12 protein-coding genes and 5 pseudogenes are annotated in these 12,148 nt (G+C 46.3%); 8 read left to right on the top strand and 9 right to left on the bottom strand.

Annotated elements, in window-relative coordinates:
* Nucleotides 1–99: 99 nt before the first annotated feature.
* Nucleotides 100–567 carry a GNAT family N-acetyltransferase gene (locus tag JCM14467_RS10025; RefSeq protein WP_054850018.1) on the bottom strand — a complete coding sequence of 156 codons (468 nt, stop codon included), beginning with the start codon at nucleotides 565–567 and terminating at the stop codon, nucleotides 100–102.
* Between the two features lie 64 nt (nucleotides 568–631).
* On the opposite strand from JCM14467_RS10025, the pseudogene rrp41 reads away from it, so the two are divergent.
* The 6 genes and pseudogenes from rrp41 (at nucleotide 632) to JCM14467_RS10000 (ending at nucleotide 5,687) form a co-directional block, all read left to right on the top strand.
* A pseudogene (rrp41, locus tag JCM14467_RS10020) lies at nucleotides 632–1,371 on the top strand (exosome complex exonuclease Rrp41).
* A 53-nt stretch (nucleotides 1,372–1,424) separates the two neighbouring features.
* The gene (gene rrp42 / locus JCM14467_RS10015) at nucleotides 1,425–2,276 is read left to right on the top strand and encodes an exosome complex protein Rrp42 (protein WP_054850017.1); all 852 of its coding nucleotides are present in this window, start codon (nucleotides 1,425–1,427) and stop codon (nucleotides 2,274–2,276) included.
* Nucleotides 2,277–2,397: 121 nt separating this feature from the next.
* Entirely contained in the window at nucleotides 2,398–2,523 is a 126-nt protein-coding gene (locus JCM14467_RS19510) for a hypothetical protein (RefSeq protein ID WP_256359240.1), read from the top strand.
* Nucleotides 2,523–3,053, top strand: coding sequence for an endonuclease (locus JCM14467_RS10010; protein WP_252901328.1), 531 nt, complete (start codon nucleotides 2,523–2,525; stop codon nucleotides 3,051–3,053). Before JCM14467_RS19510 ends, JCM14467_RS10010 begins: the two co-directional genes overlap by 1 nt.
* Nucleotides 3,054–3,078: 25 nt before the next feature.
* Nucleotides 3,079–4,540, top strand: a pseudogene (locus tag JCM14467_RS10005) (carboxypeptidase M32).
* 47 nt (nucleotides 4,541–4,587) lie between these two features.
* A pseudogene (locus JCM14467_RS10000) lies at nucleotides 4,588–5,687 on the top strand (S-methyl-5-thioribose-1-phosphate isomerase).
* Here the strand turns inward: JCM14467_RS10000 and JCM14467_RS20090 are convergent.
* From JCM14467_RS20090 to JCM14467_RS09970, 7 genes and pseudogenes are all read right to left on the bottom strand, one after another.
* Nucleotides 5,673–6,269 carry a hypothetical protein gene (locus JCM14467_RS20090; RefSeq protein ID WP_342765519.1) on the bottom strand — a complete coding sequence of 199 codons (597 nt, stop codon included), beginning with the start codon at nucleotides 6,267–6,269 and terminating at the stop codon, nucleotides 5,673–5,675. The pseudogene JCM14467_RS10000 and the gene JCM14467_RS20090 sit on opposite strands and share 15 nt — an antisense overlap.
* Nucleotides 6,270–6,274: 5 nt before the next feature.
* The gene (locus JCM14467_RS20085; protein ID WP_342765518.1) at nucleotides 6,275–7,048 is read right to left on the bottom strand and encodes an NAD(P)/FAD-dependent oxidoreductase; all 774 of its coding nucleotides are present in this window, start codon (nucleotides 7,046–7,048) and stop codon (nucleotides 6,275–6,277) included.
* Nucleotides 7,049–7,103: 55 nt separating this feature from the next.
* Complete coding sequence (locus JCM14467_RS09990) at nucleotides 7,104–7,793, bottom strand: metal-dependent hydrolase (RefSeq protein ID WP_054850016.1); 690 nt, start codon at nucleotides 7,791–7,793, stop codon at nucleotides 7,104–7,106.
* A gap of 45 nt (nucleotides 7,794–7,838) precedes the next feature.
* Nucleotides 7,839–8,117, bottom strand: coding sequence for a hypothetical protein (locus JCM14467_RS09985; RefSeq protein WP_054850015.1), 279 nt, complete (start codon nucleotides 8,115–8,117; stop codon nucleotides 7,839–7,841).
* A 43-nt stretch (nucleotides 8,118–8,160) separates the two neighbouring features.
* Nucleotides 8,161–8,579, bottom strand: a pseudogene (gene hjc, locus JCM14467_RS09980) (Holliday junction resolvase Hjc).
* A gap of 2 nt (nucleotides 8,580–8,581) precedes the next feature.
* Nucleotides 8,582–9,169: a hypothetical protein gene (locus JCM14467_RS09975; protein WP_054850014.1), complete on the bottom strand. Its 588-nt coding sequence runs from the start codon at nucleotides 9,167–9,169 to the stop codon at nucleotides 8,582–8,584.
* 126 nt (nucleotides 9,170–9,295) lie between these two features.
* Nucleotides 9,296–9,876 (bottom strand): annotated as a pseudogene (locus JCM14467_RS09970) (TATA-box-binding protein).
* A 124-nt stretch (nucleotides 9,877–10,000) separates the two neighbouring features.
* Here JCM14467_RS09970 and JCM14467_RS09965 point away from each other — a divergent pair.
* A complete protein-coding gene (locus JCM14467_RS09965; protein WP_054850013.1) occupies nucleotides 10,001–10,351 on the top strand; it encodes a 30S ribosomal protein S25e in 351 nt (116 codons plus the stop codon).
* Here JCM14467_RS09965 and JCM14467_RS09960 read toward each other — a convergent pair.
* On the bottom strand, nucleotides 10,289–11,275 hold the full coding sequence (locus JCM14467_RS09960; RefSeq protein WP_252901327.1) for a hypothetical protein: 987 nt from the start codon (nucleotides 11,273–11,275) through the stop codon (nucleotides 10,289–10,291). The genes JCM14467_RS09965 and JCM14467_RS09960 overlap by 63 nt on opposite strands.
* A gap of 53 nt (nucleotides 11,276–11,328) precedes the next feature.
* Here JCM14467_RS09960 and JCM14467_RS09955 point away from each other — a divergent pair, with 53 nt between their 5' ends.
* Nucleotides 11,329–12,147 carry an ArsR family transcriptional regulator gene (locus JCM14467_RS09955; protein ID WP_054850012.1) on the top strand — a complete coding sequence of 273 codons (819 nt, stop codon included), beginning with the start codon at nucleotides 11,329–11,331 and terminating at the stop codon, nucleotides 12,145–12,147.
* The last annotated feature ends 1 nt before the right edge of the window (nucleotide 12,148 follow it).

The raw sequence follows: 12,148 nt of genomic DNA, 5'->3' as shown, positions 1-12,148 counted from the left end.
CTATCGTCATAATGGATGAGTGCCCCAGGATAAAGGTTTACGTAATGGTTGGTAATAAAATGGGGGATTGGATTGCGAGGGTTTTTGACTTGCCCTGACTCAGGTCTCCCTCGCATAGATGCTAACGAGTGATCTGAACCCCATCTTATTGTAGAAGTTCACCGCTATTTGGTTCTGCGTTGGGAACTCAGCCGTTATTAATTGAGCGCCTCTCTCACGGAGCATCATTATGGCCTTTTCAAGCATTGTCCTACCCAGGCCCTTACGCCTGTACTCAGGCATTACGTAAAAGTCCACGATGGCGCCCTCAATACTTGGTGAATAGAATAATCGCTCCCTAATGTCGGCCTTCAACACGCCAATTATCTTACCCATATCCTCAGCAACAAGCACCAAGTGGTTCTTGTTATCACGTATTGTGTTTAATAGGTATTCCCTGGTACGCTCTGCACAGTCACTCCTCGTGCTGAATAATGGGTCAAACTCACTATTAAGTCTTTTTAATCTAACCAAGAGATCTACCAGCACATCCACATCACTTTCCCGGGCCTCCCTGATCGTAACCATACAAATAACTAGAGGAGTCACTGCCTTAAAAATGCTTTTATACCAAAAGGCGAGGGGTGGCTTAATGGGTAAGCAGCCTCCTGTACCATTGCTTGCTAATGGCAGAAGAAGCGATGGTAGATTACCGAATGAGCATAGACCCGTTAGGATGGAGGTTGGCGTAATAAACAATGCCGAGGGCAGCGCATTGGTTGCTTATGGTAACACCGTAATACTCGCAGCTGTTTATGGGCCAAGGGAGGTACCACAGAAGCACCTGGAATTGCCGGACAGGGCCATATTGAGGGTTAGGTATCACATGGCTCCATTCAGCACGTCTGAGGGTAGGAAGAGCCCAACACCGTCCAGGAGGGAGATCGAGATTTCCAAGGTGATTAGAACGGCGCTTGAGCCGTAGTTATTCTTGAGAGGTTCCCGAGAACGACAATTGACGTATACATAGAGGTTCTCCAGGCAGATGGTAGTACCAGGGTTACTGGCATAACAGCCGCCTCATTGGCTTTGGCGGATGCGGGTATACCAATGAGGGACTTGCTGGTTGGCGTCTCGATAGGTAAGGTGTCCGGGACCATAGTCGTGGACCTTAACCAACTCGAGGATCAATACGGTGAGGGCGACATGCCCCTGGCCATAATGTATGGGCGTGGGTTGATAACCCTGATGCAGGCGGATGGTGAGTGGACGCCAGCGGAGGTTAACCAGGCGCTTGACCTTGCCTTTAAGGCTGCTGAGCAGATATATAGAATGGAAAAAGAGACTCTCAAGGGCAAGTACGTTGAGCCCTCAGTAACGATCATTGCTTAATCAAAGCATTATGGTGAGTAAAATTAAAAGGGCTTGAGTAACAGCCTCCTTAAATGCTGAGTGTAACTCAGGAGAGGGGTGTTATTCCTAAGCTTAAGCAGGATGTTATGAGGAAGATGATTGAGCAGGGTGTTAGGATTGATAATAGGGGGTTGAACGATTACAGGGAACTAAGTATTAGGGTAAACGTCGTAAAAACAGCCGATGGGAGTTCATTAGTATCCCTTGGTAATACAAAGGTTATGGCAGGAGTTAAGGTTGAGGTTGGTAAGCCCTTCGAGGACACGCCAGATGAGGGTGCACTAATCGTTAACTTGGAAATAGCTCCAACGGCATCCCCAGACGTTGAGCCGGGACCGCCTGATGAGAATGCGATCGAGATAGCAAGGGTTGTGGATAGGGCGATAAGGCATAGTGGTTTCCTGGACTTTAAATCATTATCGATAGTTACGGGTAAGCACGCGTGGTTCCTATGGGTCGACATATACGTGCTTAATCATGATGGTAACCTGGTTGATGCATCAACAATAGCCGCCGTAACCGCATTAATGAGCACCGCATTACCAAGGGTGGAGCTTGACCCTGCAGGTAATATATTGAAAATTGATAGGAGTGTTAGGTCACCTCTCAAGTTCAATACTGATAAGTTGCCACTAACAATAACGCACGTTAAGATAGGTAATTTCCTACTCGTTGATCCAACCCGCGAGGAGGAGGACCTATCAGACGGTGTTTACATAACGGGCATTGCTGGTGGCGATATAGTGGCTATTCAGAAGGTTACGGGTGCATTCACGAAGGATGAGGTGAATAGTATGATTAGTAATTCCGTTAATCAATACATGAAGCTCAAGAACACGGTAATGAATGCCATGGCTAACCCACAGACAGACCTCAAACTGTGACCTCAGTCTTCAGCGGTTTCGTCATGCAGTCAGGGCTGCAAACCATCATCACTAACTTATTAATTATTAGTGATAATGAGTATCAAAATTAATTAAAGGGTTTGCGCCATTACTAGTTGCAGTGGCTAATGTAGGTATTAGGTTTGAGGATTACGTGGCCGAGTTATTAAGTAGGCTTGGACTTAGGATCTTGGCAGGAGGGTTAAGGTCACGGTTAATGGGGTTGAGGTTGGCGAGGTCGATATAGTGGCTGAGGATGGGTCAGGCAATAAGTATGCTGTCGAGGTTAAGTCGGGTAAGGTTGATGTCAGCGCCATTAGGCAGGCATATGTCAATGCCAAGGTGCTAAATGCCAAGCCCCTAATCGTGGCCAGGGGCTTCAGTAACGACTCAAGTAAGGCACTCGCCGATGAGTTGGGGGTATCGGTAATAAATCTTGAGGAAGCAGTTGTTTTGACTATTGACGAGTTGAGGACTGTTATTGAGAACGTGATTTATGAAGCGGTTGGTGACTTGATAAATACCGTGTTCACCCTAGCCATGAAATCGTGTAATAATAGGGTTAGGGATATCATGAACGCCGTAATGAACTGCAATGATTGGTCCTGCGTGTGCGAGAAGTTGGGTGTAAATATGGATAATTGCGGTTCGTTAATAAGTGATGTTAGGAGGGAGCTTGGGCTTGGGAACCTTTCACTAAGCAAGTTAAAGACCGCAATCCGACTTTACAATTTGGTATCCCTATTAATTAATTCGTGTAGTAGAGGAAATACTTAAGTAGAACGATGCAAGAAACGGGTTGATGAGGATTGACGATCTACTTAGGGAGTATAAGTTCGTGTGGGCTCTTGACCATGCAAATTCATTACTTGGGTGGGACCTGGAGGTTAACATGCCTGTTGAGGCTGCGTCAGCACGTGGCGAGGCGTTGGCGCAGTTGGCGCTTATACGTAGGGAGTACCTGCTTAGGCTTAGGGATTTAGTTAGTAAGTATGAGGAGGTCAAGGATTTGACGGACTTCGAGAGGGGCGTTATTAGGGTTTTGAAGAGGGAGCTTAAGTACTACACGTCAATACCACCTGAGGTCATTGAGGAGTTGAATAGGACCACCACAAAGGCTGCCGTGGTTTGGAGGGAGGCCAGGAAGGAGTCGAATTTCGAGAAGTTTAAACCGTACTTGTCCAAGATTGTGGAGTTGGAGAGGGTTATTGCCGATAAGCTTGGCTATGAGGGACATCCATACAATGCGCTGCTGGACCTGTATGAGGAGGGCTTCACAGTTAATGATGCCGATAGAATATTTAATGAATTACTTCCCAATCTGAAGTCAATACTTGATAAAGTATTAAGTGAGGGTAGATACCCAAGTAAGCACCCACTTGAGGATGTACCTTATGACGTTAATGTCATGAAGTCGATCAATGAGGAGTTACTTAAGATACTCGACATGCCCGTGGGCACTAGGTTCAGGATGGACGTATCTGCACACCCATTCACAATAAGCATGTCCATCAATGACGTCAGGATAACCACCAGGTATGAGGGAAAGGACTTCAGGTCAACCATGTTCTCAGTAATTCACGAGAGCGGCCATGCAATGTATGAATTAATGATCGACCATCCTGGAAATGACGCCAGTTGGGCGTGGAGTCTCCATGGGAGTTCATGAGAGTCAATCAAGGTTTTGGGAGAACATTATTGGTAGGAGTAGGGAGTTCGTGCACTTAATCTACCCATTACTTAAGGAAAGATTGCCATTCCTCAGGGACTATAGTGAGGAGGATGTCTACAAGTACTTCAACATCGTTAGGCCAAGTCTCATTAGGGTAGACGCCGACGAGGTCACCTACAACTTCCACATAGCCCTACGTTACGAGATTGAGAAAGGGTTGATAGCAGGTAAGTTGGACGTCTCCGACTTACCCTCGCTGTGGATTGACTTCATGGATAAGTACCTGGGCGTCAGGCCTAGGAATGACGCGGAGGGTGTTCTCCAGGATATCCACTGGTCCCAGGGATCGTTCGGCTACTTCCCAACCTACACATTGGGTAATGTCATTGCTGGCATGATTTACGCAAAGCTGCCTGGACTTAAGGATAAAGTGGCTAATAGGAAGTTTAATGAGATTAAGGAGTTCCTTAGGGACAGGATTTGCAGGCACGGCGCCATATACCCACCTAAGGAGTTGCTCATGAGGTCCTTCAACGATACATACAACCCCACGTACCTACTGAACTACCTACGTGAGAAGTACCTGGGTTAGGAAATCGCCGAAAAGGCTTAAAAAGTTATTGATATTATCAGTTGAGTATGAGGATTGATCTTGAGGAATTGAAAAGCAAAGTAAAACCCAAGTTAAGGCCAATAATTTGGCGCGACGAGGATAATACCCTGGTATTGCTTGACCAAAGGAAACTACCTTTTGAGGAAACTTACGTGGAGCTGAGGGACCCAGTATCCACGCTGACGCCATTAGGCAAATGATTGTGCGTGGGGCACCTGCGATAGGCATAACGGCAGCCTATGGCATGGTCCTAGCCGTAGCGCACAGCAAAGCATTAACGTTAGATGATTCTCTGAAAGAACTATCCAGGGCCCGGGATGTTCTTAATGCGGCAAGGCCAACAGCCCAAAACCTGTTTTGGGCCACGGAGAGGATGCTTAATAGGGCTAGGGATGCAGTAAATAATGGTGAGGCTAGGAGTATAAAGGAGTTGGTTGAGGTATTAAAGAGGGAGGCTAAGGCAATCTTTGATGAGGAATTTAATGCCGAGCTTATGATGGGGATTTACGGACTTGAAAAGATTAATGATGGAGACACAATACTGACACAATGTAATGCAGGTGGGTTAGCGACTGGTACTGGCATTGGTACAGCCACGGCACCAGTAAGAGTTGCTCATGCGCTGGGTATTAGGGTGTCAGTTATCGCGCCGGAGACTAGGCCGTGGCTTCAGGGCGCCAGGTTAACCGTATATGAGTTGATGGTTGATGGTATACCAGTCACGCTAATAACAGATACTGCCGTTGGCTATGTGATGTATAGGGGCATGGTAAATAGCGTCATGGTTGGTGCAGACAGGATACTTAGGGACGGGCATGTCTTTAATAAGATTGGCACGTTTAAGGAGGCCGTTATAGCCCATGAACTCGGCATACCATTCTACGCCATAGCCCCATCATCAACCTTCGACCTTAAGAGCAGGGTTGAGGATGTTAAAATTGAGGAGAGGGATCCAGATGAGGTTAGGAAGATAAGGGGTGTGCCAATAGCCCCTGAGAATGTTCCAGTGTTTAACCCAGTATTTGACGTCACGCCTCCTAAGTACGTCACTGCATTAATAACGGAAAAGGGAATTATCTACCCACCATTTGATAAGAATGTGCCTAGGGTATTAAGCGTTACCTAACCACTTCATTGAAATACCCAATTTACCCGTGTACTCACGGTAAATACTCACCAACCTCCTATACCAACTTGACAAGCCTTCGGGACTCCCTGGGTAAGCCTCGTACAGGCTCTTAACCTCATTCATGTACCTCAACGCAAGTCTAAGCCTAGCCGCTACGTCAGGCACCTTCATTAGGCGCAGACCAATCTTTAACTTATCAATGAAGGATAACTCCAGTGAGCCCTTCTCGGATATCTCGAGCACTTCATCCTCAGTAAGGAGCCTAGCCCTCAACCCCCTATTTAATTGGTCGTTAGTGAGTGTTTGAAGCATTAGTCTAAACACATCAAGCATTGCCTGCTTAATGCCGTAGGCCTTAAGGTACTCAATGTTATACCTCCATAATCCCCTCTCTGTGAAATCACCCTTCTCAAAAGCCTCCATCACAGCCTTTGACGCTAACTCAGCCGAGAGGAGGGCAGGACCTATACCACCACCATGCACTGGGTTTACCGTAACCGCGGCATCGCCGGCGGCCAGGAAGCCATTGGCCACGAGTGATGGCAAAGGCCTACGTGTGGGTACGATACCACCACCCACATGTATTATCTTCCTACCCCTCGTATATTGCTGTTGGCTAGGTACCTATCGTAATTATGCCTAGGATTTAATCCCTGCTCCTCGCTTAACTTGCCCCATAGGCCAAGCCCAATGTTCATCGTGTTTCGGCTTTTTGGGAACAACCACCAATAACCACCCGGCGCTATGTTGGCGTCAAGGTATATCTTTATGAACTCAGGCTTCTCAATATCATAATCAACCTGAATAATCTCCCTATAGGCATTTGAAACGTCCTCAGGCAGTAACGGCTCAGAAACCCACCACTCACGGGGAAGCCTGCTCCTAACGACGGCTCCAACACCGCTTGCATCAATTACAACCTTAGCCCTGAAGTCCTCGGTCGAGCCATCAGGCTTCAATACCCTAACCCCCGAGACGAAACCGTTCTCAATTATTGGTCCCTGAACCTTATGATTATCGAATATGTGCGCACCAGCCCGCTCAGCCTCACCAATCAGCCACTGCGCCCACTTAGCCATGTCAAGCCCAAAACCCTTGCCAAGAACCACGTACTTAACCGACAGGTCAGGGCTATACAACTCCGCACCTTCATACCTTATCATGATGACGTCACTGGGCGGCTTAATGCTCATTCGCTCAATGTGATGAATACCGATTGCGTCGCCAGTCGTCTTAAAGACCTTATCCCTCCTCTTCATCTCTATTAACGCCACATTAAGCCCCGCCTTAGCGAGTAGGTAGGATGCGTATGAACCGGCTGTGCCTGCACCAACGACAATAACGTCGAAATTAACCATACCAGCAACGATGTGAATGAGGGATTTTAAATATTAAGGGCTTGGTAACAATTAATTATTTGATTGGCAATTGTAAAGTCTCGCCAGGCTTCAAAATGAATACCTTAACATCGGGTAGCATCGACTCAGCAAGCTCCTTAAACACCTGTGGGTCCTGCTTAATGTCTGGGAATGTATTATAGTGCATGGGTATTACGGCCCTGGGCCTGAGCATTGTTAATGCGTAGGCTGCCTGCCTTGGGTCCATGGTGAATAGGCTGCCTATTGGTAGCATGGCCACGTCAATCTTAAACAACCTGCCGAGCAGGTCCATCTCACTGAATAAACCGGTATCCCCAGCGTGGTAGATGGTTGCCTCAGGAGCCTTTATTATGAAGCCCACGGGCACGCCCCTGCTCGAACTATGCAGTGCCGGTGTTACGTAGACCTCAATCTCACTCGTCAATTTAACGGAACCACCAACATTCATTCCTATGGTATTCTTAACGCCCTGCTCACTAAGGTAATTAACCAGTTCGAAGACACCGACCACCGTTGCATTAGTCTTTTTGGCAATATCAACTGCTTCACCCAGGTGGTCGAAGTGGTCGTGGGTTACGAGTATGTAGTCCACATTGGTTATCTCATTGAGGGTTACGGGTGATAGTGGGTTGGAGATCCAGGGATCAATCAATATTTTCTTACCGCTTAGCATAACTTCGAAGGCTGCGTGACCAAGCCATTTAATGTATGATTGCGTGCTCATTAATCTCTAGGTAATCCCTACAATTAAATAAGCTTTACCGCAAATTCACCTTTTAATGATGAAGGATAGCCTAATGGCCCTTGAGTGGGGTGAGTATATCATTACCTCATCCATGGCAACGCCGTACTTATTGGTCACAGCTCTTGCCAGCTCATAAATACTGTTAAGCCTCATTGGGTGTTCAAGGTATATCTTTATACTCACCTCGAGACCCCTTTCAGAACCCTTAACACTAACCCGCGTGAACCTGAGGGACTTTGTCTCTGATGCCTTAAGCATCTGGTCAACAAATGTCTTAATCTCCCGCTGCACGGTCGACGACATTAACTACCTAGTACTTGGGAAATTATTAAGGTTAATCATTCAACTACTTCAGGAACTCTGTCAGGGATTTGCTCATGTACTTATTGATCAATTGCTCGAGCGTATAGGCATTACCTAGATCGTCAGGTCTTACAACAAGGTCACCCCCATTGGTGATTGGTAGGAAACGCCAATCATCACCCCTAAACTTCACGGCAATGTATGCATCACCCCTTGCCCTACGTGCAAATTCAAGAAGCTTCTCCACCTTCTCACCCTCAATCCTTATGGAACCCCTTTCAGACCTGTACTTCGCCTCGATTACGAGTACAAATCCAGGCCCATGGCTACGATGTCTGGCACAAACCTCTTCCTAACACCACCGCCTGATGAGCAACCCCTGAGGACTGCAAGCCCCATATCCCATAACCTATTTGCCAAAGCCCTCTCATGCGCCGAGCCCTTCCTCTTCGCTAGGCTCATAATTACTCAACCCCAACCTCCCTAACCAAGTCAACGCTGGGGCAGGTCAATAAACATAGTGGGTTTGACGCATTGTCGCAGAACCTGCATTTAGCCCCGACATTAATCTTAAGACCGCCCATGAAGCTACCCTTAATAATACCATTATAGAGCTCGGCTAATCTAACGTCATAAGTAAAGACCAACCGTGAATGCATGAGCAAATTAATATCATTAATAGAATCACCACGTACTAATACGTATAAGTCACCCCCTGAATCCACATAATCCATTAACCAATCAATGACAACCTTAGGTAAAGCCTTGGGAACCACCATAACATCGTTGGCATCAATTACTGGATCTATGAACAACTCACTAGGTATGTTAAGTAGGCTTGGCCTTATTTTCGTGAACCTCATCAATGAATCGAGAGTGAATCCTATTATTGTGTTTGTAAGGCTCATTACATACTTAAGCCATGATATGCCAACCCCAGGCCCTAGGAGAACAATAGTCTTATTAAACCTGCCCAGAGAACTTGGCAGCTTGGTGTTGAACTCGTCATTGACCCTGATGATACCAATTACCTCCTTACTCAGTGATCCCAATTTTTTTGAGTATCCTTAAATCTACGTCATCCCTCACCTCCAGCGCTAATTTGCTAGTGAATACTAGATTCGGTATGTGATTAACCTCCTGATGAATTATGGGCACAGCCTCTGGGAACATGGTCATTAAATCTCCTCTTCCTCCTTACCTCCCTCCTCCTCGTACAAAGCTCCTATGTCTTTGAGAATATCGTGAATCTTAAAGACGGCATCCCTAACCTGCTGCTCCTTCTTGGCGCCTGTGCAGACTATCTTTCCTGAACTGAATATTAGGAGGACGACCTTGGGCTCATCCATCCTATAGATTAGGCCGGGGAATTGCTCGGGCTCATACATCGAATTCTCAAGCATTAGGGCTGACTTCTCAATGTCAACTTCAGCGTGGAGGTTGCCGGAGGCCACTATGTTCTGTACCTGTATCTCGGGCGTGAGTGGTACATCAGCCCATGCTCATTGAGCAGCCTCACCAATTCCTTAACAGCCCTCTTAAGCTCATTCTCACTCTTGGCGCCAGTGCATACCATCTTACCTGTCCTGAATATCAATGCTGATATCTTTGGCCTTTGCAATCTCAGGATTAATCCAGGGAATTGCTCTGGGTTATACTCAGCTGCGGGAAGTCTCTCTGCGAGTTTATCTAGGTCTAGGTCAATGCCGAGGTTTACCGTGGCGACGATATTCTCAATGCGATAAGTGGGATTTGGCATTATTCATGATTTAAAAAAAGCACTTAAAAAAACCTTTCCGACACAATCATGGGCATAATACCTATTTCGTGTATTCTGCGAGGAATAGTTTATAAAGGGGATTGGCGTTAAGACCTTGACCTCTATGGGTGGTAAGAAGAAACCAACATTATCACAATTAGCAAAGAAACAGGAGAAGCAGCAGCAGGCTCAGGCTAAACCAGCTGCAAAGGGTAGGAGAGCACCCGCCGAGGAGAGACCGACAGTTAAGGCTTCGCTCATTGATCAAAAACTCCTTAGTGACGTTGAGAAGGAGATTGTTAAGTGGGAGTATGTAACGCCTTACCTTGTAGCCACGAGATTCAATACAAAAATGAGCGTTGCCTATCAAATACTGAGGACACTGGCGAGCAAGGGTACACTTGTACTCGTCTCAAAGGGTCATAGAACCGAGGTATACACAACGCCTGAGAGACTTAAGCAATTGGCTGCTTAAATCAGGTAAATAATGAGTCAAGCCTAACCTTAACAAAGTCCTTTGGTAATTCCCTGACCCTATTAATAACGCCAGGCTCGACAATCTCGATAATGCCGAGTTTCCTAAGGCCCTTAAAACGCCGTCCTCAATCCTCATTATATTCTCATTAACACCACCAAACTGTTTAGCAATGTCGAGCTTAAGCCTTAACTCACCGACGCTCCAGTACCTCTGCAAATAATTTAGCATCGTCATTGCGATCTTATAGCCCTCCTCCCTGTTCTGCGGTAGTTCCTCCTCAATAGCCCTCCTAAGCATTACTGCGAAATCCTCCATAGCCACTGTGGAGTAATCAATTGGGACTGCCGCACCCTCAGCATTAACAGTCCCTGTCGATTCCGTCTTCTCTCCCTCCTTAATACTAGCCTCAGCCTTACCACCCTCCTGAACACCCTCCACCTCCTTATGTTCTGCAACATTCAACTCCTGCCCTTGCTTTTCTTCCCCCTGCTTAGTCTCTGAAGCCACGGTCTTAACCTCTCCCTCCCTCCTTTTCTCGCCCTCACCACCCTCTACGACGGTTTGCTTAACCTCAGTTTTCCTTTCCTCGCCAAATACTTCCAGGATACTCGAGCTCTTAACACGCCTTTGCTTAACCTGGCGTTTGGCCTGCGTCGTTGATTTAACGCCCTCGCCCGGCACCTCTATGTACATTGGTATTGACAGCTTAACCTCACCATTACCCACCCTAATACTGCCAATTACATACTCACCAGATACCCTAAACCTCTTCTCCCGAATCAACTCCCTAATTAATAAATACAGTAGGGCATTACCGACCTTATTACTTGACGACCACTTCAGCAGGTCCTGGTAAGTAACCCGCCTATTCCTCATTATGTACGTACTCAGCGAAACCTTTAAATCATCAAAGCTAACCACAGAATACTCCCGAGAAAGAACTCTTTTATACTTACTCTATAAGTATTGCTGTAATGAGTAGGGACTTCGACGATATAAGCAGCATAGTCCTTAAGCCAAGGAGATTGCAAATACTAAGGTTGTTGCTTAGTCAGGGCACAATGAGGATATCAGACCTCAGGAAGGCGCTTAATGCGCCAGTGTCATCCATTTACTACGACGTGGAGATTCTGAGGGCTAATGGCCTGATCATTAGGGATGGACCGTACGTTAAGATAACGAGTAAGGGAAGGATGATTATTGAGAGGATTGATGGATTAATGGGTTCTGGCGAGAGGACCGAAGATTTGGGTAAGAGGACTGAGGAATTAACTAACATATTATTAATGAGACCATTAACAATAAACATGTATAGGCTTGGGCCAAATACGCTCCTCATTTATTCAATGGTGATTATAGTACTTGGTTTAATCACGGCTTTTTTCCAGAATTACGAATTACTACTGCTAGTATTTGTGGAGGGCGTGAATGTAATGCCCGTTGGAATAACTATAATCTCATTACTGGCCTACATGGGTGTTGCATTGCTTATTTACAGGTACCTGCTAGGCAGTGAGATCGTTGATGCGAGACTATTAAGTGGTATTTTGACGTCACTAATACCGTTATCGCTATACCCAACGATAATGGCATTATTAACCCCGTGGTTACCGCCATACCCACTCTCGATAGTTGATGCCCTACTCAAGGCATTATTACCACTCGTAAGCCTTGTGATCCTCGCCACGGTATTATCAATGAGTTCGGGTAAGCCCATGGAATACTCACTACTATTTGAGACACTGCTTCTATTGATACCCTCAGTAATAATATACATTATACTGTTTAAGTGAA

Origin of the sequence: Vulcanisaeta sp. JCM 14467 (assembly GCF_001316245.1) — an archaeon.
Lineage (GTDB): Archaea > Thermoproteota > Thermoprotei > Thermoproteales > Thermocladiaceae > Vulcanisaeta.
This window is presented reverse-complemented; position numbering and strand designations above follow the sequence as displayed.